The sequence below is a fragment of the Paenibacillus sp. FW126-R14 genome (genome assembly GCF_058789495.1).
This window is the reverse complement of record NZ_JBYTBS010000009.1, coordinates 117,636-141,372: the sequence shown is the minus strand read 5'-3', so window position 1 is coordinate 141,372 and position 23,737 is coordinate 117,636. Positions and strand designations below refer to the sequence as shown.

Annotated in this window: 23 protein-coding genes; 22 read left to right on the top strand and 1 reads right to left on the bottom strand. The window is 47.5% G+C overall.

The window, feature by feature from the left end:
- Positions 1–5 precede the first annotated feature (5 nt).
- Positions 6–1,619 (top strand): pilus assembly protein PilM, encoded by a 1,614-nt coding sequence (gene pilM / locus AC3WRW_RS09175; RefSeq protein WP_492546069.1) that lies wholly within the window; start codon positions 6–8, stop codon positions 1,617–1,619.
- Positions 1,603–2,208 carry a hypothetical protein gene (locus tag AC3WRW_RS09170; protein ID WP_492546028.1) on the top strand — a complete coding sequence of 202 codons (606 nt, stop codon included), beginning with the start codon at positions 1,603–1,605 and terminating at the stop codon, positions 2,206–2,208. The genes pilM and AC3WRW_RS09170 overlap by 17 nt, the downstream gene beginning before the upstream one ends.
- A 46-nt stretch (positions 2,209–2,254) precedes the next feature.
- Here the strand turns inward: AC3WRW_RS09170 and AC3WRW_RS09165 are convergent, their stop codons facing one another.
- The gene (locus tag AC3WRW_RS09165; protein ID WP_492546027.1) at positions 2,255–2,857 is read right to left on the bottom strand and encodes a nitroreductase family protein; all 603 of its coding nucleotides are present in this window, start codon (positions 2,855–2,857) and stop codon (positions 2,255–2,257) included.
- Between the two features lie 156 nt (positions 2,858–3,013).
- On the opposite strand from AC3WRW_RS09165, the gene AC3WRW_RS09160 reads away from it, so the two are divergent.
- The 20 genes from AC3WRW_RS09160 to AC3WRW_RS09065 all read left to right on the top strand — a co-directional run bounded on the left by AC3WRW_RS09160 (position 3,014) and on the right by AC3WRW_RS09065 (position 23,692).
- Positions 3,014–3,229 carry a hypothetical protein gene (locus tag AC3WRW_RS09160; RefSeq protein ID WP_492546026.1) on the top strand — a complete coding sequence of 72 codons (216 nt, stop codon included), beginning with the start codon at positions 3,014–3,016 and terminating at the stop codon, positions 3,227–3,229.
- 59 nt (positions 3,230–3,288) lie between these two features.
- The gene (locus tag AC3WRW_RS09155) at positions 3,289–5,577 is read left to right on the top strand and encodes a DEAD/DEAH box helicase (protein ID WP_492546025.1); all 2,289 of its coding nucleotides are present in this window, start codon (positions 3,289–3,291) and stop codon (positions 5,575–5,577) included.
- Entirely contained in the window at positions 5,574–6,950 is a 1,377-nt protein-coding gene (locus AC3WRW_RS09150; RefSeq protein WP_492546024.1) for a ribonuclease H-like domain-containing protein, read from the top strand. Before AC3WRW_RS09155 ends, AC3WRW_RS09150 begins: the two co-directional genes overlap by 4 nt.
- 71 nt (positions 6,951–7,021) lie before the next feature.
- Positions 7,022–7,831 carry a bifunctional DNA-formamidopyrimidine glycosylase/DNA-(apurinic or apyrimidinic site) lyase gene (gene mutM, locus AC3WRW_RS09145; protein ID WP_492546023.1) on the top strand — a complete coding sequence of 270 codons (810 nt, stop codon included), beginning with the start codon at positions 7,022–7,024 and terminating at the stop codon, positions 7,829–7,831.
- A gap of 15 nt (positions 7,832–7,846) precedes the next feature.
- On the top strand, positions 7,847–8,683 hold the full coding sequence (locus AC3WRW_RS09140; RefSeq protein WP_492546022.1) for a deoxyribonuclease IV: 837 nt from the start codon (positions 7,847–7,849) through the stop codon (positions 8,681–8,683).
- A 36-nt stretch (positions 8,684–8,719) separates the two neighbouring features.
- Positions 8,720–9,058, top strand: coding sequence for a cyclic-phosphate processing receiver domain-containing protein (locus AC3WRW_RS09135; RefSeq protein WP_492546021.1), 339 nt, complete (start codon positions 8,720–8,722; stop codon positions 9,056–9,058).
- A gap of 27 nt (positions 9,059–9,085) precedes the next feature.
- Positions 9,086–9,853 (top strand): ABC transporter ATP-binding protein, encoded by a 768-nt coding sequence (locus tag AC3WRW_RS09130; RefSeq protein ID WP_492546020.1) that lies wholly within the window; start codon positions 9,086–9,088, stop codon positions 9,851–9,853.
- Between the two features lie 20 nt (positions 9,854–9,873).
- Complete coding sequence (locus AC3WRW_RS09125; protein ID WP_492546019.1) at positions 9,874–10,911, top strand: SAM-dependent methyltransferase; 1,038 nt, start codon at positions 9,874–9,876, stop codon at positions 10,909–10,911.
- Positions 10,912–11,001: 90 nt separating this feature from the next.
- On the top strand, positions 11,002–12,660 hold the full coding sequence (locus tag AC3WRW_RS09120) for a serine/threonine protein kinase (protein WP_492546018.1): 1,659 nt from the start codon (positions 11,002–11,004) through the stop codon (positions 12,658–12,660).
- A gap of 60 nt (positions 12,661–12,720) precedes the next feature.
- Positions 12,721–13,233: an acyl-CoA thioesterase gene (locus tag AC3WRW_RS09115; RefSeq protein WP_492546017.1), complete on the top strand. Its 513-nt coding sequence runs from the start codon at positions 12,721–12,723 to the stop codon at positions 13,231–13,233.
- A 262-nt stretch (positions 13,234–13,495) separates the two neighbouring features.
- Positions 13,496–14,611, top strand: a complete 1,116-nt coding sequence (locus AC3WRW_RS09110) for a P-loop NTPase family protein (RefSeq protein WP_492546016.1) — start codon at positions 13,496–13,498, stop codon at positions 14,609–14,611.
- The gene (locus AC3WRW_RS09105; RefSeq protein ID WP_492546015.1) at positions 14,611–15,873 is read left to right on the top strand and encodes a TadA family conjugal transfer-associated ATPase; all 1,263 of its coding nucleotides are present in this window, start codon (positions 14,611–14,613) and stop codon (positions 15,871–15,873) included. The genes AC3WRW_RS09110 and AC3WRW_RS09105 overlap by 1 nt, the downstream gene beginning before the upstream one ends.
- Positions 15,870–16,751: a type II secretion system F family protein gene (locus AC3WRW_RS09100; RefSeq protein WP_492546014.1), complete on the top strand. Its 882-nt coding sequence runs from the start codon at positions 15,870–15,872 to the stop codon at positions 16,749–16,751. The genes AC3WRW_RS09105 and AC3WRW_RS09100 overlap by 4 nt, the downstream gene beginning before the upstream one ends.
- A 13-nt stretch (positions 16,752–16,764) precedes the next feature.
- Entirely contained in the window at positions 16,765–17,619 is an 855-nt protein-coding gene (locus tag AC3WRW_RS09095) for a type II secretion system F family protein (RefSeq protein ID WP_492546013.1), read from the top strand.
- Positions 17,620–17,638: 19 nt separating this feature from the next.
- Complete coding sequence (locus AC3WRW_RS09090) at positions 17,639–17,866, top strand: Flp1 family type IVb pilin (RefSeq protein WP_492546012.1); 228 nt, start codon at positions 17,639–17,641, stop codon at positions 17,864–17,866.
- The gene (locus AC3WRW_RS09085; protein ID WP_492546011.1) at positions 17,856–18,860 is read left to right on the top strand and encodes a TadE family protein; all 1,005 of its coding nucleotides are present in this window, start codon (positions 17,856–17,858) and stop codon (positions 18,858–18,860) included. The genes AC3WRW_RS09090 and AC3WRW_RS09085 overlap by 11 nt, the downstream gene beginning before the upstream one ends.
- Positions 18,861–18,874: 14 nt before the next feature.
- Positions 18,875–21,058: a hypothetical protein gene (locus tag AC3WRW_RS09080; RefSeq protein WP_492546010.1), complete on the top strand. Its 2,184-nt coding sequence runs from the start codon at positions 18,875–18,877 to the stop codon at positions 21,056–21,058.
- 16 nt (positions 21,059–21,074) lie between these two features.
- Positions 21,075–21,740, top strand: a complete 666-nt coding sequence (locus tag AC3WRW_RS09075) for a TadE/TadG family type IV pilus assembly protein (protein WP_492546009.1) — start codon at positions 21,075–21,077, stop codon at positions 21,738–21,740.
- Between the two features lie 45 nt (positions 21,741–21,785).
- On the top strand, positions 21,786–22,277 hold the full coding sequence (locus AC3WRW_RS09070) for an A24 family peptidase (RefSeq protein ID WP_492546008.1): 492 nt from the start codon (positions 21,786–21,788) through the stop codon (positions 22,275–22,277).
- A 14-nt stretch (positions 22,278–22,291) separates the two neighbouring features.
- Positions 22,292–23,692, top strand: coding sequence for a DUF6382 domain-containing protein (locus AC3WRW_RS09065; protein ID WP_492546007.1), 1,401 nt, complete (start codon positions 22,292–22,294; stop codon positions 23,690–23,692).
- Positions 23,693–23,737: the final 45 nt, after the last annotated feature.

The following is a 23,737-nucleotide window of genomic DNA, read 5'->3' as shown; positions in this document are numbered from 1 at the left end:
GTGTGATGAATATGATCGGCTTAGGCACTAAGCGAATCGGAATAACGGTAGATCAAACGGGAGTCCGTTATGTTTCCGTGAAAAAGAAAAAGACCTGGGAAGTGGGCGCAAGCGGATTCCTTCCTATCCCGCCAGGGATTATTGTCGAGGATCAAATCGTCAATGGAGAATCCTTAAGTCTTCAGGTGAAACAATGGGTGAAAGCGGAGAAGCTGAAAGGGGCATCTGCGACGATCGCCATTCCGACTTCGCAAATTATCATTCGGAAAATGCGCATTCCTAGCATTAAGCCTCAGGAACTGCGGCAATTGGTAGAGCTTGAAGTGGAGACTGCGCTGCGCCTGCCATTTGAAGATCCGGTTTATGATTATATCAAAGTAAGCCAAGATGATGAGAGTACGTTAGTTCTAGTGTTTGCAGCTCCGAAGAAGTTGATTATGAGCTATGTAAAAGTGTTTGAGGATGCCGGCGTACATGTAAAGGCAGCAGAAATATCGGCCACTGCGCTAGCAAGGGCGATTTCTACGCAGCAAGATGAGTTTTTTGAAGAATCCATGCTGGTTTCCTTAGATCGCGGCTCTCTGGAAGTGTACATGCTGCAAAACGGCAATCCCATTTTTATGCGGACAATTACGTTAGTTGAGCATGATACGGCTGTTGATGACGAACTAACATCAGACCAAGTCGGTGAAATTATTGCTGAAATTTCCAGGATGCTGAGCTTTTATCAATACAGTATTCAAGAGGGAAAAAGCCGAATCTCTCAAATTATCGTGACAGGGGCTAATCAAGGCAGAATTCAGCTGCATATGGAGCTCCAGCAGGCGCTCTCTGAGCTAAAAGTGGAGACGGTCGATTTTGATAAATTTGCCAATGGCCGGTCAAAAGATTTTAGCGCCAATGCGTATCGTGTGGCGATCGGTGTCGCGCTCTTCTCCAAGCAAAAAGCTCAAATTAACTTGCTGCCGCATCGGAAAACGGAGACGAAAGTCAAGCTGCTGCTAGCCATTTTGGGGATGGTAGCATGGGTTGCTTGTGCGGCGTTAATTGGCTTCACGTATCTGGATAATCAGAAAACATTGACGCAAAACACGTCGAAACTGGCAACTCTCAATACACAGAAGTCAGCTTTAGAGGCCAAATTAACATCGAAGCCGGCCAATCAGGGCGGAGATCCTGCCGCTTTTATTACCATGACGAGGGCAAACCGCAAGGATGTCGTTGTGATGATCGGTGATTTGAAAAAATCGCTGCCGGTAACTGCCCAAATCAGCTCGATTTCTTATTCTTCCGAATCGCAAATTACGCTAACGGTCATATTCGCAAAGATGGAAGATTCCGCCCGGTATTTGTTTGATCTGCGCAAATTGACATTCGGTGAGAACGCTTTGCTTCAGTCCATTACAGAAACGACCGTAGGTACTACGAATGCGAATTCTGCTGCCGGAGCACCAGCGGATTCAACCGATCCAACCGTGCCTGCTCCGTCCAGCGCCGTAAAGCAATATACAGTCAATTATTCGATTGCTTTCAAGAAAGCAGCGGTTTCGAAAGAGACGGGAACTAAAGGAACGTCGGAAGTAAAAGGGGAGGAGCCTGCTAATGTCCAACAAAAATAATGCCAAAACCCTCCTGCTGCTCTTGGCGGTGCTGTTGTTTTTAGCTCTTTTTGCTTTCTACTATTTCGTACAGCTCCCTTCAAGCAATAAAATCAAAGTGCAAGAAAACGAAATTGCTATCGTGGAAAAGCAGGTACAGCTGCTTACCAAAAAAATAAGCGAGAAGAAGGAAGAGACGGGTCCTTCGTTAAAAGACATTCAAGCCGCTCTCCCGTTATGGGATAATACGGAGCAGTTGACGCTTGATTTAAATCAGATCAAAACGGCTGCGAAAGTTAATTTCAATTCGATTTCATACGCCGTGGGCGATAAGGGTCCGCAAACGCAGCAGACGGATGCAAACAACAAGAACCCCTACCCGAACATAAGGGAAGTCAGAGTGACTACGTCCATCTCAGGTGCGTTTGATGAGGTGATAAATGCCATCACTCAGCTGCAGGCATTGCCGCGACTCATTCGTGTCGATACGGTAAACTTTGGTAATTTGCCAAAAGATTTATCTCGAAAACTGACGGTGAATTTAACCTTCACGGCTTATTTTGACCCATCCTATAAAGCGAAGGTCGATAAAGTCGAGACTCCGTTCTAAAAAAGAACACCTCATTCCGTAAGCGGAATGAAGTGTTTTTTTTCGATTAACGGGTTTGACCGAACGTGCCTTCAAACAGAAATTCGCTAACTGGACGGCGAGTGGAAGGAGCTTCACGCTCTTGAAAGCGTTCGGGCAGAGCCTCCACAGGACCGCGATAGCCAATTGCAATGACGGCGTGAGTCTGGTAATCCTCAGGGATCTGGAGGGTTTCACGAGCTTGATTATGATCAAAGCCCCCCATAGCGTGTGTGATTAAGCCTTGATTGTTGGCTTCGAGAGCCAGGTATCCCCACGCAGTTCCCGTATCGAAAGCATGGCTTGGGGCGTTATTCCCGTTAGGCGCTTTCGTATAGGAAATAGCTAGGGCAAGAACGGGAGCTTTCTCGCACCATTCCCGGTTGGCCGGCGCAATAAAGCTGTGAAATTGAGCGCGCTGCTCTTCTGTGCGGGCGACGATAAAGCGCCAAGGCTGCAAATTGCTGCCGGAAGGTGCCCAGCGGGCCGCTTCAAATAAGCTAAGGAGTACATCTTCAGGTACCTCTTGATTCGTAAACGAGCGAGGGGACCAACGCGTCAGAAATTGCGGATTGATTTCATGATCCGGTTGGCGAGTGGATTCGACTTCGGCGGGTAAAGATGCTGTCATTATTACTTCCTCCTTATTTATGTAGTCTTCCTGATTTTACCTGATTTCAAAGCCAATTACGAATTTGGAGAAATAGCCGCTTGGTGTATGGGTTTTCCCGAAAATGGAAAAGCTAGAGGTGTGAAATATAGTACCGAGGGCGAGGTGCGAGGAACCGTGGATTTTACTAGTCATGATGTTGTGATCATTGAAAGAGCATTGAGAACTGCAATGAAGCATGATTTGGAAGAGCACCGTTCTAGAGATTATCAGGAAGTGTTGACTAAAATGCAGGAAAGCGCGAGACAAGCCCTTCAAGCCAATGTTCCAACGGCAACCGCTGATCACGAAGGGATTCGGTATGATTATGACGATTCATCCGATCTCATGTAGACATACGAACGTATATTCTGTAAAATAGAAGAAACGAGATTGGTAAGGAGATTCGACGTATGAATCCTTTAACAGGTAAGGTTTCTTCTATGAATGAGATGATCGGCTGGCTGCGCAAACAGCAGGACATCATGTCACAAGTTACTTATTGGCACACCATACCCCCGCGTGATCCCAAGCTGGCTGATTTTCCAGAGGGATTGCACGAGGGTATTCGGGCTGCGCTTCAACATAAGCACATCAAGCAGTTATATACGCATCAAGCGGAGTCGTTCCGTCAAGCGCTGGCCGGTCATCACGTGGTCACGGTGACGCCGACGGCCTCAGGCAAGACGCTTTGCTACAATCTTCCGGTCCTGCAGAAAATATTGGAGAACGACGCCTCGCGCGCCCTCTATTTATTTCCGACGAAGGCGCTGGCGCAGGATCAAGTTGCCGAGCTGCAGGAAATGGTAGATTTCATGGAGGTAGATATTAAGACGCACACGTATGACGGCGACACGCCGCCAACGGTCAGACAAGCGATTCGCAATGCCGGGCATATTGTTGTGACGAACCCGGACATGCTGCATTCCGCGATTCTTCCCCACCATACCAAGTGGGTGAAGCTGTTTGAGAACCTGAATTATATCGTCATTGATGAGGTGCATTCTTATCGCGGCGTATTTGGCAGTCATGTGGCTAATGTCATTCGCAGACTGAAGCGCATTTGCCGGTTCTACGGATCGAAGCCGCAATTTATTTGCGCGTCGGCGACGATCGATAATCCGAAGGAGCATGCGGAGCGGCTAATTGGCGAAAGCGTTGCGCTGATCGACAATAACGGAGCGCCGGCAGGCGAGAAGCACTTTGTTTTCTATAATCCGCCGGTGGTCAATCAGCAGCTGGGGATTCGCAGAAGCTCCGTCTTGGAGACGCGCAAGCTGGCAGGCACGCTGCTGCGAAGCGGCATCCAGACGATTGTTTTTGCAAGAAGCCGCGTGCGCGTGGAGATTTTGCTGACCTACCTGCAGGAGCTCGTGACTCACGAGCTGGGCAGCAAATCGATCCGCGGCTACCGCGGCGGGTATCTCCCGAAGCTGCGCCGGGAGATCGAGAAGGGCCTCCGCAGCGGAGAAATCCGCGGCGTTGTGAGCACGAACGCGCTGGAGCTGGGCATCGACATCGGCCAGCTGCAAGCGTGCGTGCTCAACGGCTATCCGGGCACGATAGCCAGCACTTGGCAGCAGTCCGGGCGTGCCGGACGGCGGCAGGAGACCTCGCTGACGGTACTCGTCGCGAGCAGTAACCCGCTGGATCAGTATTTGATCCAGAATCCGCACTATTTCTTTGAGCGGCCGCCGGAGCAGGCGCGGATTCATCCGGACAATTTGATCATCCTCGTGGATCATGTGAAATGCGCCGCTTATGAGCTTCCATTCGAAGCCAATGAGAAGTTCGGCGAGGAGTCGCTCACCGACGTTTTGGAATATTTAACCGAAGAGCAGGTGCTGCATCAGGTGAATGACCGCTGGTATTGGATGGAGCAATCCTTTCCGGCGCACAACATTTCCTTGCGGTCTGCCGCACAAGAAAATTTTATTATTATCGATATGACCAATGCGAACCGAGTGATTGGGGAGTGCGACCGCTTTAGCGCGCCTACCCTCATTCACGAAGAAGCGATTTATATCCATGAAGGCGTCCAATTTCAAGTTGAGAAGCTGGATTATGAAGAGAAGAAGGCTTATGTCCGTCAAGTCGATGTGGACTATTTCACCGATGCCAGCTTGGCGGTGCAGCTGAAAGTGCTGCATGTGAACAGGGAGGGGCGGAGCGGCGGATTGCTGCGGCAGCTCGGAGAGGTCACGGTGAATGCGCAGCCGACGATTTTCAAGAAAATTCGTTTGCGGACTCACGAGAACATTGGCTCCGGACCGATCCGACTGCCTGAAGAAGAACTGCATACCAGCTCCTATTGGTTTACCTTTGACGAAGACATGGCGGCAGGCCGTTCAGTCAACGATATGCAGTTTGCGCTGCTCGGGATTGCGAACGTTTTGTCGCATCTTGCTCCGCTCTATTTAATGTGCGATCCGATGGATATACGGGTCGTTCCGCAGGTTAAGGCGGTGCATAACAAGCTGCCGACGGTATTTTTCTATGACCGGTACCCCGGCGGCGTCGGACTTAGCGACCGGCTGTATGAGGTACACGGCCAGCTCATGGAGCAAGCGCGCAGCCTCATCCAAAGCTGCGGCTGCATCAGCGGCTGCCCGGCGTGCGTCGGGCCGATCGAAGAGGTCGGCTTGCTCGGCAAGAAGCTCGCCCTGGAGCTGCTGGCGCAGCTGGACGGCGGTGCCCGATGAGCGGGCTCCGCGAAAGGCTCGGCCGCCTGCGAGGCACCGCAGCGGCGCAGACCGCCCCACCGTCCTTGCCTGTGGCAGAGGACGAATGGACGCCGCTCGGCGCGCATATCGAGACGAGCCCGAGCGGCTCGTTCGTCATGCGGCGCCGCGTTTATGGCCGGGACAGCGTGCACGGCAAGTATCGGCTGCGCGAGTTGGCCGATTGTGCGCAGCACCTGTCCTGCTTTCACGACCGCGACGCTGACGTCCGGCACGACGCGCTGCTCTTCTTCGACACCGAGACGACTGGGCTCGGTGTCGGAGCGGGCAACGTGCCGTTCATGGTCGGCATCGGCTATTACACCGGGGAGCTGTTCACGGTAGAACAGCTGTTGATTCGCAATCCGGCGGAGGAGCAGGCCATGCTGGTATACTTGCAAGGGCTGCTGGGCCGCTTCACGCATATTGTTTCCTATAACGGCCGTACTTTCGATTGGCCGATACTCAAAAATCGCTACGTTCTCAACCGGCTCACATTGGATGATTCGGAGCTGCTTCACCTTGATTTGCTGTACCCTTCCAGAAGCTTATGGCGGAACACCCTCCCATCCTGCAGGTTAAGCAAAGTCGAAGAGAGCCGGCTTGGCTTTGAGCGCGTAGACGATGTCCCCGGTTCTATGGCGCCTGCGCTTTATTTTCAGTACTTGGCGGAGAAGAATCCGTCTGTCCTCCAGGGCGTTTTCGTGCATAATGAGCATGATATTGTCACCTTAGCGGCTTTAGCTATCCATTTTTCCAAGCTGTTAAGCGGAGATAACGCTGCGGCTGTTGCCGATCTTGAAGTAGAAGAGTCGTATCGAACGGGTCTCTGGCTGGACAAAATGGAACGGTTTGCGCTGGCTGAAACGTTCTTCGATGATTTATTTTCCAGACTCATGCTTGACTCGCAACCCGCAAACAGTTCCGATCATGAAACAGCCATTCTGCTGTTAGCTGCCTTTTATAAGAAAAAAGGGGAATATCCCCGTGCCGTAGACCTGTGGAAGCGGTGGATTCAAATCAAAAGCGCAAGCCTTGCGCTGCAATTGGAGCCTTATTTGGAGCTGGCGATGTATTATGAGCATCGGGAGAGGAATTTGGATCAGGCGATTTTTTATGCGGAGGAGGCTTGGGCTAAGCTTTGGCGCAGGCGCGCTCTGCATCGGGGAGATCGCAAGCAGAATGAAATCGAGGAAGCGCTGGAGAAGCGGATCCGCCGTTTGAAAGATAAACGGAGAAAGTCCGAGAGTATTCAAGCTCGCGAAGCGTCGTCCACGAAGAGAATCCCGAAGCCGGCCACGCAATCGAAAACCCGCAAGATGAAACCCATTTATGCGAGCGAGGGATTGATTTAAGTCACACGATTGTCCGTTTACTTTCCCTGTCATTTGGACATACAAGGAAGAAAACGGCAAGGAGAAGTGTCATGCCCGAACTACCCGAAATGGAGACCTATCGCCAGCAGCTAACGAGACTCATCCTGAATTCGCCCATTACAGGAGCGGAAGTTACCCGCCCCAAGTCCTTGAACGTGGAACCCGAACGCTTTATCCGCCAATTGACCGGCAACCGGATTGTACATATCGATCGCCGTGCGAAGCATTTGCTGTTTCATTTGGCATCAGGCGAAGTTTTGTTGCTGCATTTGATGCTTGGCGGATGGATGTTCTTTGGAACGGAGGCGGAGAAACCGGACCGGACGACGCAGGTGGTGATCCATTTTGGCACAAAGCACTTATATTTCATCGGATTGCGGTTAGGTTATTTGCATATGCACGCGCTGCCTGAGGCAGCGGCGTTATTAAGCAAGCTTGGACCGGAGCCCTTAGAGGCCGGTTTTACTTTTGCGCGGTTTCAGGATGTGCTCAAAGGCAAGAAAGGCAATCTGAAAGTGACGCTTGTCGATCAATCTTTTTTATCCGGAATCGGAAATTGCTACTCGGATGAGATTTGCTTTTCAGCGGGTATTTTGCCACTTCGTAAGCTGCCGACGCTAACGGAAGAGGAGCAAAACCGCTTGTTCCAAGCGATGCGGTCGGTACTACTCGAAGCTATTCACTACGGCGGCTATATCGACGAGCCGTTGTTCGTCGGAGACCGGTTAACGGGGCAGTTTGACGCGAAATGCCGCGTATATGACCGCGAGGGAGAACCGTGCGTACGCTGCGGTCATCCGCTTGTGAAGACAGAGGTTTCTAGTCGCAAATGCTTTTATTGTGCGAACTGTCAATCATGAAAGGGCTGAAGGGTCATGTACGTTGGCGCTCATGTTAGTACGCGGGGCGGTTATATCGGATCGGCAAAAACAGCATGGTCCATGGGGGCAAACGCTCTTCAATACTTTCCGATGAATCCAAGGAGTCTTGCTACGAAAATCGTTAATACGAGGGATGCCGCTGCCTGTGCTGCATTTTGCCGTGAACACGATATTCTGTCGATCGGACATGCGCCATATCCTCTGAACCCGGCTGCAGACGAAGCGGAACGCGAGTTAATGGTGAGGCTGTTAAAGAATGGACTCGAAATCACGGACGCATGCGGTTCGGTGGGACTCGTGGTGCATTTTGGAAAATATGTTGGAAAAGACCCGTTACAAGGGTATAAAAATATAATACAATGTTTGGATAGCGCCACTCACTGCTATGAGGGGGCATCTCTCATTCTGCTTGAGAATCAAGCCGGCGAAGGATCTCAGTTAGGCCTTACTTTGGAGGAAATGGTTCAGGTCCGCAAGCTATGCCGGTTCCCTGAGAAAATTGGCTTCTGCTTGGATACGTGCCACGCCTGTGCAAGCGGTTTATGGCAGAGTCATGGTTGGTCGGAACTCGAGGCTAGGGGCGGACTTCTTGACTATTTTCCTCATTTGAAAGCCGTGCATCTGAATGATTCGCTTCATCCTTTTGGCTCGCGAAGAGATCGCCATGCGAATATTGGGACCGGGTATATTGGACTGGATAATTTTGCTGAAATGTTGTCTTCTTCTTATTTGAAGCACATTCCTATCGTTCTCGAGACGGGAAAAGGACCAGGCGGCACCCATGCGGAGGAAATTGCGTTGGTCAGAGCTTTACTCCGCCAAACCGAATGATGCATTGCATGCATAAGAAGGGAAGGAAATTCGGTTATGATTCATGTATACTTAGATGATCTGCGGCCTTGTCCCCAAGGATTTACGCTTGCCAGAAACATACAAGAGTGTCTGCTGCTGCTTGAACAATGCGACGTCGATATTTTATCGTTGGATCATGATATGGGCTGGATGTCGAAGCAAACAGGCATGGACGTTGTCAGATGGCTCGTTCAACAGCAGAAATTTCCCAAAACCATTTATATTCATACCTCAAGCCCTACCGCTTGTACGGCAATGTATCAAATGCTGAACACAGCCAAGCCTGAAGGGGTGCGTATATACCCACACCGGATACCGGACGATTTGCTGCTGCAAATTGCACAAGGATCATAGCGCAGGAAGAAAGGAATGTAGCAAGAGATGATTCATTTATCGCATATTCATTTTATTCGAGACGAACGGCATATTTTAAATGATGTGAATGTACATATTAATCCCGGTGAACACTGGGTATTGTTAGGTCGTAACGGTTCCGGCAAAACAACTCTGCTCGAGATGATGAATGGTTACGAATTTCCTAGCCGGGGAACTGTAGACGTGTTGGGCAACCGATATGGGCAATGCGATGTGAGGGAAGTCCGCAAGAAGATTGGCTATATTTCTCAGTCCCTGATGGAAAAACTAAATCTCAGCGATCCTGTTATTGAAGTTGTGGCTACGGGCGAATATGCGTATCTCCGCTTTTATCAGGAAATTCCGCAAGAGGTTTTGGACCGTGCGAAGGGCATGCTGGAGCGTGTGCGCATCCCTCATTTGGCGCATCAAACATTGGGCAGCTTGTCGCAAGGCGAACGCAAAAAAGTGATGCTGGCCAGATCGTTGATGATGAAGCCTTCACTCCTGGTATTGGATGAACCGGCTGCGGGCCTGGATTTATACGAGCGGGAACGCTTTTTAAGAGATGTTAACGAACTTAGCAAACAGGACATTACGGTCGTTTATGTGACTCATCATATCGAAGAAATCATTCCGTTAATTACGCATGTTGCCATTATTGAACAAGGTGAATTAATTGCTGCGGGGCCTAAGAAAGAAGTGCTGACGCCGGAAAACATTAAGAAAGCTTTTGACGTGGATATTGCATTGGAATGGTTTCAGGATCGACCGTGGATTAAGGTTTTGGATTAAAGACGACAAAGGATGCGGCTATGACACAAATTACGACATACATTGGTACTTCGAATCACGGGTTCGCGCTATACGCGCAGGATGAAATCCGCAAACTATTTCCGCTGACCAAGTTCACATTATTGGTTCCAACAGAAGTGTTTTTATTCGAAGTGCCTGCAGGCATAGAAGATGCCATAACATCGATTAAAGAACAAGAACCGATCTTTCTCAGACACATACAGCCTGTTATGCAGGACTGGGAACTCACCGGAACGGAAGAGGATCTTGCCAATCTGAAAAATTGGTTGCGAGGCGCGCATGCAGCAGGTCTTCTTCATTCCGGCGAAAAGATCGCCATCCAAGTGCGTAAAGAAGAACGTGCAGACGTACCTTATGCGCCATTTACGGTCAAGGCTGCGTTAGATGACATTCTTGTTTCGGAAATTTTGGCTGAACCGGTCGTCCGTTATGCCGATCAAATGATTTCCATCTATATCAATGCCAAAAAGCTGTTCGTTGGGCTATCCAAGCCAGCTGATAATTTGTCCGATTGGTCGGGCGGAGCGATTCGCTTTATGAAAGAAGAGGATCAAATCTCACGCGCCAAATTTAAGCTTTTGGAAGCCGAGCAACGGTTTGGCATTGATTTTAGCATAGCAAGAACTGCCCTTGATATCGGAGCCGCTCCCGGTGGCTGGACATCGTTGTTGTTGGAGCGCGGCCTAAAAGTCACGGCCATTGACCCTGCGGCTATGAGTCCAAGGCTGCTTGGCAATCCTAATTTGAAGATTTATAAAAAAAATGCAAGCGATGTGAAGCTGCGGGATAACGAGTTTGACTTGCTTGTTTGCGATATGAGCTGGGATCCGCGCCAAATGGGGCGTTTGGTTGCTGATTTGCTGTACTCCCTGCAAAGTGGCGGTACGGCGATCATAACCGTCAAGCTGATGCACAAGAAACCGTTTCAAACGGTTCGGGATATTCTGCGAATTCTGGAGCCGTCTTTATTCCTGCTAAAGGCCAAGCAGTTGTTCCACAACCGTGAAGAGCTCACCCTTTATTTGCAAAAGATGTAGTTTGTGTAAAAAAATGTAGATTTTACAGTAGGCCCCTTTTATAATCAAGGTACTGGACACTTGAATGAAGGGGGCTTTTTTATCGTTGAGATGAAAAAGAAATGGATTGGCACTTGTATCGGCGGAAGATACCGCATTGAATCCATGCTGGGACAAGGTGGCATGAGTCACGTTTATTTAGCGGAGGATATGAAGCTGAAGGGGAAGAAGTGGGCGGTCAAGGAAATTTATCCATCGGAAGAAGAAACAATGACTTTCATGGAAGAAGCAGAAATGCTCGCAAAACTTCATCACCCCCAGTTGCCGCAATTAGTTGACTATTTTACAACCGACGATGGGACAGGCTTCTTGGTTATGGATTACATTCAAGGCCCCACTTTGCAAGATCTGTTTGAAGCGAACGGACGGGAATTTCCGCTTGCGAAAATGGTCGACATCGCTTTTCAGTTATGTGACCTGTTTCATTATTTGCACACGTTTCAACCTTGCCCGATTATTTACCGGGATCTCAAGCCCTCCAATGTTATGATGAACGAGCAGTCGCAAGTTCGCTTAATTGATTTTGGCGTTGCCAGGCAGTTTAAGAAGGGAAAACAGGCCGATACGATGCAGATGGGGACGATTGGTTTTGCCGCACCTGAGCAATTTATGGGCTTACAAACCGATGCCCGTTCCGATTTATATTCTCTCGGCGCTATGCTGTATTACATATTGTCTGGCGGCCAGTTTGCCTATAGGACCCAGAAGCCTTTGGAGCAAATAAAGCCAAAGCTGCCTGAAGCTCTGACCTCTACCGTAAGTCTGCTCCTGCAAGAAAATCCCCAGCACCGCTGCCAATCCGCCATGGAAGTGAAAATGAGGCTTCGTTCCATCTATCCCGATTCAACGAATATTACTGAAAATATCCATCCTGCTTCCCATGTGCCGCCGGATAAATTAATTGTCGTAGGAGGTCTTTTTGCTGGCGTAGGATCGACTTTCATGGCGCTTTCTCTTGCCAGAATGTTGAATGCTTACGGCATTCCGAACGCACTGATTGAACAGCCCACTATTGAACCAGACTTGTACATGCTATTGTACGGCGATATGAAAGCCCCGAAGGAATATAAGTTTGCTGCTCATCTGATTACTGCGCAAGAGAAATGCATATCTGCCACTGCATCATGGGACAACGGTCTATCGACTTGGGTCCCCCTTCATCCGGATGGCTATCAGGATGCTTGGCTCCCCGCAGATTCCTTTAAGCTTCTCCACACGATCAAAAAGCCGATCATCCTATGGGACGTTTCGACGCATTGGGAGCACCCTTCTGTACGAGAGCTTTGTCATAGCGCAGATGAGATTATCGTGGTTGTTGATGCTTCTCCTGGCAAATGCAATCGGCCAAGCTCACGCGCGCATTTTGAACGGTTTAATTCTTATCGGCAGCGTGGTAAAAGAGTGCATTATGTCGCCAACGGCTGCCTCCCGGGACAGTTGGAGAGAGAATGGGCGGAATCGCTTCCGGCGCCTCCATTATGTACCTTGCCTGAGCTGCCCCGGTCGAAAGTGATGCAAGCTGTTTGGAATGGGGAATGCATTCAGGACCATCCCGAGGTCTTAGCGCAATTGAATTACGCTTTATCGCCGCTGCTAAAGGAGATTCTTCCAAGGAATAGCATGAGTTCAAGCGGAAAAAAGAAGGCGAACCCTTCATTCTTTTCAAAAATTATGAAGCGCGGTAGCGCTAGCCAGTTTTCACCAAAGTAACGCGAAGTATGTTATGATGGTTCATAATGAAATAAGCTACCTAGCAAAGGGGTATTAGACATGGAACAACGCTATGCCAGAGAATCCAGATGCTTCAAAACATCCCGCATTTTCCCGACGGATGTAAATAATCACAATACGCTGTTTGGAGGCAAGCTGATGTCCTACATCGATGACATTGCTTCGATTGCCGCCCACAAACACTGCCGAAGATCCGTCGTAACGGCATCGACGGATTCGGTTGACTTTCTGTATCCGATTCATACCTCTGATTCCGTATGCTTGGAGTCATTCGTTACTTGGACGGGGAAAAGCTCGATGGAAGTTTTCGTGAAAGTCGTGACGGAAGATCTGAAAACAGGAGCAAGAAGAATTGCCGCGACGTCTTTTCTCACTTTTGTTGCCTTGGACGATAATAAAGTGCCGGTAGAAGTGCCGCAAGTCATTCCGGAAACGGAAGAGGAGACGAAGCTGCATGAATCGGCGCCACAGCGGGCAGAAATGAGACGAATTCGCCGAGTCGAAAGTAAAAAACTGGCTGGATTTTTCACAATGAAATATCCTTGGGAATAAAAGGGATTGATTTTTTAAGCAATTGTGGTACAATTTGGATACATTGTTTGGAACAAGCGGAAGCACCGCTGATTTTGGAGATAGTCTCTCCAGCGTCGGCGCGTGCTTTTTTTGTTTCTTATACCGCTGAGGAGGATGGTGAATGAAGTATCAAACAACAACGATTCGAATAGCGATCGTGCTTTTGGTTATTAGCTTTGTACTAATCGGGAGTGGCGTATATGCCAAAATGTCGTGATTTTCATGAGATTGGGAGGTTTCGATGAACAAAATTCAACTTTATGTTTTAGATCATGACGAGGAATATGCACAGCGGCTTGCCGTCTACATTCGTGCTTCTGAGTTCGCAGAGCGTATGCAGGTAAAGCTGTTTTCAAAGCTGGAAATCATGCTTGAGTTGATTGAAAATCAGCAGCAATTAGAAGGCGTGTTATTAATGTCGGAGATGTATTACCAGTCTTTGATGCACCGAACAACTGGACTCCGCAGGATGGTGCTGAGTGAAACCATTACCAACTCCATGGACGCAGAAACGAAAATTCCGTTCTTATACCGGTTTCAAGCGTTGCATCATTTGCTTACGCGGGTGCAAGCTTTTTATACCGAAAAGACAAGTGAAGTGAAGAACCACGGAACGACAGAGGCGTGTGTCCTCTCCGTTTACAGTGCCAGTGGAAATAGCGGTAAGACGATGACGTCTATCCATCTGGCCAAACAGCTTTCTTTTCGTGGCGAGCGGGTTTTCTATTTAAGTTTGGAAACGGTGAGTTCAACCTCGCTTTGGCTGCAAGGTGAAACAGGGCAATTTTCCAAGCTGATTTACTATTTGAAAAGCTCGCCAGATGTGCTCGGGCCCAAGCTGCAACTGCTCAAATCCCACGATCCGCATTTGCGATTTGACTACCTGTCTCCCAATGATCAGATCAGGGAAATGCAAGAAATAAACGGAGAACAGATTCGAGTTCTGATTAATGCGCTGATCTCATTGAATGAGTATGACTACATTATTTTAGATCTTGAGGCGTCCGTGCATCCGCGAATTATAAAAGGGTTGGAGCTCAGCAACCACATTATTTGGCTCGTAAGGGATGATTTGAATGATGCATATAAAACGATGGCGCTCTATAAGCAGATGGGCTTCGTTCAGAATGTTCATTTTGTATTGAATAAGTATACAGGCATGCAGACCAATGACTTCTCAGGCCTTGGTCATGAAATCTCCTTTAAGCTCCCGTACATCCCCGAGTGGAAAATCATTAGGACTCCACAGCAGATATGGGAATCCGGGTTATTCTCGGAACAAACCTTTCACATGTTCACAACTCTTTTAAACGGTAACCGGATTTCTATATCCGGAGCAGAAGGGGCCGTCGCTTGATGGAGATGAGTCAATTCAAGGAATTGAAGCAGCAAATTAAGGAAAAGCTTGATCTTTCCAGCACGGTCAGCGATGCCAGATTAAAGGTGCTTATCGAAGAAGCCATTTTTCATGCTGCAACTGAGCATAATTGGACGTCGGACGAAATACACGCTTCGGTCAAACGTATCTTCGATTCATTCCGGGGACTGGACCTTTTGCAGCCGCTTATCGATGATCCTTCTGTTACGGAGATTATGGTGAATGGGCATGAGCATATATTTTTCGAACGCAAGGGAACTGTCGAGCGGTACCCATACCCTTTGGAGAGCGAGGAAAAACTGGAGGATCTTATTCAGACGATTGTTTCCAAAGTAAACAGGATTGTCAATCAATCAACTCCGATCGTCGATGCGCGTCTGCAGGATGGCTCGAGGGTTAACATCGTACTTCCGCCTGCCTCACTGAGCGGACCTACCTTAACTATTCGTAAATTCCCCGAAGAGCCGCTGCTTATGGATGACCTAATCCGAATGGGAAGCATCTCTGTGAAGGCTGCGGAATTGCTGCAAGTGTTGGTTGAGTCCGGGTATAACATCTTTATTGGAGGAGGAACAGGTTCTGGGAAAACAACGTTTCTGAATGCGCTTAGTGCTTGGATTCCTTCGCATGAACGCATTATTACTATTGAAGATTCGGCAGAGCTGCAAATACGGACGCATCCAAATTTGGTCAGAATGGAAACGAGGAACGCCAATACCGAGGGACGAGGGGAAATCACGATTAGGGACCTCATTCGCGCCTCGCTTCGGATGCGTCCGAACCGGATTATCGTTGGGGAAGTGCGGGGAGCTGAAGCTTTAGATATGCTAGCTGCAATGAATACGGGGCACGATGGATCCCTAAGCACTGGCCACGGCAATTCTTCCGTTGATATGCTTAGCAGGTTGGAAACTATGGTGCTCAGCGGCGCTCCTCTGCCGATCGAGGTGATTCGTAAACAAATCGCTTCAGCCCTTGACGTGATGATTCATATTAGCCGAATTCGCGATCGCAGCCGGAAAGTGACAGAAATTCATGAAGTCATCGGTTTGAAGGATGGTGAGGTGCAGCTCAACCCGCTGTTTTTATTTGAGGAAAGAGGGGATATGTCAGGGGATACAGTACATGGGGATCTCGTTTATACAGGCAGCGAACTGCGCAATAGGCACAAAATACGAATGGCTGGCACGAAGCTGCCTGAGTGGTTTTCTAAAGGGGAGGGGGAGTGTGGAACTGGATGACGTTGATTCTGTTACTTCTTCTTACGGGTACGCTGAGTTGGTTTGTTTTGATGTACCTGGATCGCCGCAAAAATAGTAAAACCTCGACTAATAAGGTCAAAATCTCGAAAGCTCCATCGCCTCAATCCATCCACACATTAATCGATTATCATCAGTATCATCTGACACCACGGCAAAGAGTAAGTGCGATTCTTATGCTCGCCTTGCCTGCATTCCTCGTAGGGTACATTTTCTATAAAACATTCATTTTCGCTGCACTATTTTCGGCGGTTGGATTGGTTTTTCCCCGCATTCGCAAACAGCAGTTAATACAAATGCGCAAAAACAAACTATATGTTCAATTCAAACAAGCGTTAAGCTGTCTTTCCTCCTCCATGACCGTTGGAAAGTCGATTGAAACTGCTTTTCAAGAAGCCTTGGAAGACCTAAAGCTGCTGTATCCAGATCCAGCCTGTCTAATTGTGATTGAATTTAGTATCATTTGCCGCAAGGTTGAGAACGGAGAGCCCATTGAAGCGGCATTAAAGAACTTTGCGGATCGAAGTCATTTAGAGGATGTAGTCAGTTTTACAGACGTCTTCCTTACGTGTAAACGCACGGGCGGAAATCTGGTGGAGGTTATGAAGCGAACTGCCTCTGTTATTGGAGAAAAGCTTGAAATTGCGCAGGATATTAACGTCATGGTTGCTCAGAAACGGTTTGAGTCAAGGGTGCTGTTGTTTGCTCCTATCGTGATTGTCGCCGTACTTGCTTTTTCATCACCGGAGTATATGCAGCCATTATATTCGGGTGTCGGTGTTGTTATCATGAGCGGTTGTTTATTCATGTTATGCGTCTGCTTTGCCCTCACTCAAAAAATCATGAATATCAAGGTGTAAGATGTGGATTGCAATGATGTTGTTGCTTGAATTAGCTGCAGTACTTATTTTGCTGTTTTGGGGGCGCAGACGGCATGCAGATTTTATGCGTGAATATCCGTATCCTTTCCGTATGAAAGTATTGCTTCCCTACAGTTATTTGCTTGTTGATCAGCTTGGTCTGATGGAAAAAATGCCCGATTTCACATCTAAAATCCACCATAACCTGCTTAAAATTTATGGTAGAGGCTTATCTGCTTATGGGTGTAAATATTTTTATGCGGAACTAATTTCTATGAGCACGCTTTCTCTAGTTATCGTGACTCTGCTTTCGGTTGTTGCAAGCGGAGATGGATCGGTTTTGGCCTTTGGCCTGCTTGTTACTGTCATTATTCCCTTGCTGATGGTGCGTGATTTGGAGGTGAAAATCAGGAAGAAACAACTCCTCATGATCATGGAATTGCCAGAGGTTTTGAGTACAATCGTGCTGCTTGTTAATGCGGGCGAAACCGTCAATCGAGCGTGGATTCGCTGCGTTGAGGCTCGTCCTCATAAAGCGCAATCGCCGCTGTATAAGGAGCTTTCTCAAGCGGTGCATGAACTGGAGATGAACGTTTCATTTTCAAAAGTGATGGAAGACTTTGGAAAACGCTGCGCACTTCATGAAGTATCTTTGTTTACTTCAGCCATCTTGCTGAACTATAAGAGAGGAGGAAACGACTTCGTAACGGCTCTTCATTCGCTTTCTTTAGAGTTATGGCAGCGCAGAAAAACGGTTGCACGAACGCTGGGAGAGGAAGCATCATCTAAGCTTGTATTCCCCATGGTTCTTATTTTTGTTGTAGTGATGGTTATTGTCGCTGCCCCAGCGATGCTAATGATGAAATAATATACGGAGGTTAGAAGAGATGAGAAACATGCTAGAAGGGTTAAAGTCATTTTGGAAAGAGGAGGATGGACTCGGGACTTTAGAAATTTTATTGATCGTCGCTGTGCTTGTTGCGATTGCGATCATTTTCAGGAAGTGGATCGTTTCTTGGTTTCAGAAACTGATTGGGGATGCCAATTCCGATCTGAAAAACAACAGCTCAGTTGCACCTTGCGCCCCCAGTCCGACGACAAGCTGTGCGCCATAGCTGCAGGTCGTGTTTTAAAAGCAGCGAGCAGGGAAGCTTTACGATTGAAGCTTCGCTTGTATTTCCTCTCGTTTTATTTTGTACTATAACACTTCTCTTCGTTGGTTTGTATGCTTATCAAAACGTATATCTTCAACAGATCGCAAGAACAGCGGCGGAACGACTGGCTTTTTCATGGGATAACAGCCATAAAGATTTGATGACGGGAAATTATCATCCTGCAGAAAATGACGGCCTTTACTTCCGTCTTGCGCAAAATAACGTTTCCGATTTATTCGGGCGATTGATAGCGAAGGCGGCAACGGAAATTGTGCTTCCATCCGAAGATGCCAAGGGGCTCGTTGAGAGAAAATTAGCTAAAATCTCACCTCTGCTGCCGCAGGGAGTGACGGGCTCAGCTAAGTTCTCTAATTATCTGCTAGACCAACAAGTAGAGGTGAGGCTGCAGAAAGCTTTTCATCTGTCTCCGATCATGAGCAGGTGGTTTAATGCCAATCAGACAGGAGGGAGAGCGGTCTCACATATTGTAGAGCCGGTAGAGCTTATTCGAATAACGGATATTACTCGGACTTATTTTAAAGCGATCAAGGACCGGATTTCACCGCAAAAAGCAAGGGAAGCACTTGTAGAACCGGCTAACAGTAATCTGGCAGGACCAAGCATTACGATAAAATCGGAACGCCAGGCCGCAGCTTATTTGCGATCGCTAGTTGGCGGTTCTGAAGTCGTTTTGACAACGGAGTCGGGAAAAAGCAGAACGATAGATGCATTGGATGCTCGCGGCATTTCTCATCAAGCCTTTTACAGTTTGACGGAGTCTCAGCTTCGTACGGAGCAAATGCCAAAGGATATTGAGCTTTTAAATGAGGGCACACAAGTGAAAGGGGTCGTATGGCATTTTTTCAAGAAAAATACCAACGAGAAAAACGTGCCCTCCGCCAGTCTTCGCAAAGAGCTGGAACGTAAGGGAATCGTAGTTGTCATCCACAATTAGAATGGGGGAAGTTTTTGAGGATATTCATTCGTTCAGAGAGAGGAGCCGTTTCTGTCTACTTGATTATGATCATCGTGCCGATTTTTTTGTTCCAGGCGGTGCTTATTGATTTTGCCAGAGTGAAAGTGGCGGAAAAGGAGACCGAGTCAGCGGTCAGAGCTGCTGTACGCTCGGTGATGTCCTCATTTGATTCAGAGCTTCAGGCAATGGGACTGTATGGACTTGACATTCCGCAAGAGAAGTCAGAGGATATGTTTCGTACTGTTTTTGCAAATAATTTGTCTGGTCAAATACAGTCCGGCGATTTTCATTATGTGGATACAAAGCCTTCAGCACAAGGGGGAAGAGTTACGCCGGTTTACGCATTAGCCAGCCATGCCATTTTTGAGCGCCAAGTGCTGGAGGATATGAAAATCAAGGCGCCTATCGAGTTTACGCTCGAGATCACGGATAAATTTCGCGAAACAGGGACGAAAGCTCCATTCCAGCTTGGAAGCCAGTTTTCCAAGGATGCGGCTGGGATTGAGAAGCTCATCGATCAAAGAGAAAAAGCGCTCGATGAAGCATGGCAGAGCAGTGAAGAGCTGCATGGCAAAACGACCTTGTATCATACCTATTTTCAATCGCGAATATCAGAATTAGACGATCTAGCGTCCAAAATTGGCATTCATACGGTGGAAGAAGTACGTAACGAAATCGCTCAGGTGGAAAGTCAATTGCAATCCATAATGAAATCTCAACAAGTAGTGGGTGAGCATGTGCAGGCGCTGTCGCAGAAATTAAATGAACTCCAAAATCTGCTGCAATTGATTATCAAATACGCTGCGCTCCTTGGGGCAACAAAGCTGGAGGTTTTGGCAAATGCTAAGGAAATCGGCCGGTTGCAGCAGTCAATTGAGCCTGCCTTACGGACGGCCAAGCAGCGAAACGAAGAAATACGAACGAAGTTAAATGAAGCACCGAACGGCAGCCAAGGTAATGGAGCAGACGGTGTGAATGAGGTCTTTCAGCATATTTCTGTCATGGGGGACGATTACTTTTATACCTATCAAACGGCTGTGGCCAGTATTTCCGCTTTATTTGCAGCCTTTCAAGACATAATTGCTTCTGTTCAATTGTACACGATGGAAAATACAAACAAAGTTAATTCGGCAAATGATGCCTATTGGTCGGAGTCCAACGAATTTTATGGAAAACAAACCATTTTGGAACGAACAAGAATGGATAGAAACAGCGCCATTGCTTCTAATAAGAATGAGCAAAGAAATAAGATTCAAACGGTTCTGGATCAAGCAAAGCAATCAATTGGCGGTTGCAAAGTAGTGAATGGCCAGAACGGAGATGGGGAACTTTATGACCGGCTTCAAGGATCCGGGACAAAGGGATACTATCAGAAATACAGGGCAGCGAATGCGCAAGAGACCACGATTGGCAGCGAGATTGCGTATGATCTGGAGAAATCGGAGCCAGTAAGCTTGAAGGCGATGGACATGCTTGAGGTTTTTAATAACAGGGCGGAATCTATGCGCAATGAACTTTATGTCAATGAATTTGCTTTGACCAAGTTTAATTACCGTACCTTTGAATTAAAAATGGATGGAGCGGGAAAAGCAAAAACTTCAAATGAAAGAATAGATCCGAGCACTCACGCTTTAGCGAATCAAGAGGTTGAATATTTGCTATACGGATTTTCTTCCTGTGCAGCCAATATTTCGTCTGCCTATGCAGAAATGTTCGCTTTTCGTCTGGCAATCCGCACACTTGAAGCGCTGCTCGACCCCAAAAAGGAGCTCCTGCATCTAGGTTCCCCCTTGTTGGTACTGTTGGCTGCTGCAGCGGAGGGAGCTTTGATTGCTTTTCAAGATATGACGAAGCTTGTGAAAGGTGAATCGGTAGAGTTATCCGAGAAAATTACAATCTCAGCTCTCAGTTTGACGTACAAGGATTATTTGCGAATATTCATGCTCATGCACAGTGAAAACACTAAGCTTATGGCTAGAATGCAGGCGCTAATTGAGCTGGAAACCGGAAAGGATTTGATGAAAGCAGCGACCTATATACAAGGGAATGCTTCCAGTGACGTTAAGCTGTGGTTCATTCCGCAAATGATGAAGCTGTTTGATGGAAGCGGGCTGCTGGGCTGCAAAGTGACAGGCAATCGATGCCAGTTTACGAGTACGGCTGCCATCGCGTATTAACTACAGGAGGGGCTGCATGCTTCAAAAGTTTTATCGTGAGCAACGAGGTGGCATTGTGCTCGAAGCAGCAATGGTGCTGCCTTTTTTTCTTGCCTTTGTTGTCGGTCTTGTCATCTGCATTCAAATTGCATGTCTAGAGATGGCTTTACAAGCGGGTGTGACGGAAGCGACGAAATCCATTGCAGGCCAATTATACCCTGTCAGACTTCTCGTGCAAGAAGCGAAAGCGAAATTTGATCAAAGTCGTCCGGCACAAATAATGAACGGTGTCATCGACCGCGTTCAATCGGTCAGAGATCAAGCAGTGCATGCAGAAAACTTATCAGAGGAGTATGCTGCGTATATTCCCGAACCGCTGCTGGAATTAATCAAGTGGGAAAAAGAGAAGCGGGAGCTAAGTGAAGATCTGGTGACTAACGGGATGAATGATGTGTATGAGCAGCATGTTCACCCCCGTCTGCTTGGAGCGTTCACACCGATCGTTTATGCATTTTGCGATTCTTCAACGATTACAAAAAATAATTTCAAGGTAACTTCGATAACGCTCCCGAGTTTGGAAACCGGGGGTGATGCTTTTTTGGGCATTGAAGCGCAAATCTCCTACAAGCTTCCGCTTCCATTTCTGAATCAAACGATCATTTTAAAAAAGAGGGCATTTGAACGAGCTTGGGTAGGCGCATAACCGCAATTTCACGATGAGGGGGGATTTTAGATTCAATATATTTTTTTGATCCTTATTTTAATTGCTTTTGTGACAGATGCGCGCAGCGCCATAATCCCCAACCGGTTAACCTTTTGCGGTACTTTGGCAGGGCTGGCGTTCAATGCGTATGAAGACGGCTGGAGTGGGCTTATTTTTGCGCTGGCGGGAGCAGGTGGTGCATTCGTTACGCTTATCCTACTCTATCTCATCGGTGCGCTTGGAGCAGGGGATGTTAAGCTTTTTACAGCTGTTGGCGCGATGATGGGTTTGAGTTTTGTGATTCAATTAATGCTGTATTCCATACTTATTGCAGGGATCATCGGACTTATTTTGCTGATATTGCGCAAACGAGTGGCGGTTACGGGACAGAAGCTGGTGAAGTGGCTTTTTTCGATTGTGATCTTACAGGATGTGAGCAGCGTAATGGGAATGAAGCGTCAAACGAATATGAAGTTTCCGTTTATGTATGCGGTTGTGCCGGGCGCCGCCTTGATCTGGTATGACTCACTTTTATGAGAAGAGGTGAATCCGTGACGGATGAAGTATTCGGACTGCGCTATGAATTTGTATACCGTCATGGCCATTACATGAGGCTGTGCAAAGACGACGCGGACGGACTGAAGGCAGAAGATCTCTCAACTTTACAAGTCAAGATGCTTGAAGCGAACACCATCCCCAAGCTGCTGCCGCTGGAAATCCAGGAGGTGGATCTTCGAATCAGTTTGCTGTATCGATTAGCGGCCAAACGAATGCTTGTCCAAGTATTGAAGATTGAAAGCTTTTCGAGATGGGATTTTGCCAAACTTCTGTATGCCATTGTTTGCGCTTTGGAAGATAGCAAAAATTATATGCTGTTGGAAACGGGATTCGTTTTGAGAGAAAATTTCATCTTTATTGGAAGTGACTGGTCTGATGTTTTTTTAACGTATGTGCCGATGGAATCATGCAGCGCTGGCGGGGATGTTATGACTTCTTTACATAGCTTAGCGGGTCAGATTGCCTTGAAAATCGATGCAGATGAGAAGGGAGAATCGGAATCGTGGTTAGATGTAATGCTCCGTCAGCAAAGTTTGAAGGATTTTAAAGGATGCCTGCGTAATCTGATGGATGAGAAGAAGCCGACGATGCGAGAGGAATTGCCAAAGCCATTATGGCAGCAAAATACGCTGGACAAGCCCGTAAAAATAAGCATTCCACCCGGTGAGACCTTGGTGGGAAGTAAACCGACGATGGACAGCACTGGTTCAGACGCTGGTCGAATGATATCTTTCACTCCGCTTCAGCAAAGATTGCAAATGTTTGTACTTGCGGGTGCATGTGTGATAGCAGCGTTTTTATGGCGGCACTATTTTTCTTTTCCTTCGGCAAGTACGCTGCACCTAACAGCAGGAATGACCATTTTGCTCGCAGACATATGGTTTGTTGCAAAATTTCTGGGGATTCCGCGATACAAGCGTGAAGAAGACAAGCGGCAAGCATCGATTGAAAAAAATCAAGCGATTTCTGAACTTGAAAATGAGCCGGGAGATATTCAAACTCACTATCAAAATTTGCATTTGCATACAACATTACTTCCAAACAAAGGACACAATGCTACCGTTATTCTTGGAAACCTAAGGAACCATATACAAGGGCCTAGACTTGAAATACAAATTCAGGGTTCTCCAAAAATAGCAGCAATCGATAGCGACCATTTTACAATTGGCAGGGGAGACGGGCATTTAAAGGTAGATTATGTTTTGGAAGAAGCGGGCGTTTCCAGAGTACATGCTGAAATTATCAAGAGTGAACAGGGTTATGAACTGAAGGATGCGGGCTCCACAAATGGGACCTGTCTTAACGGTGAGGAGCTTGTTACGTACCAATCTTATTTGTTAAAAGACGGAGATGTGATCAGGATTGTACGCCAAGAGATGATATTTCGATGTTGAAAATTTAACTATTTCCTGTCTAGCTCTAGCAGTGGTATAATAAGA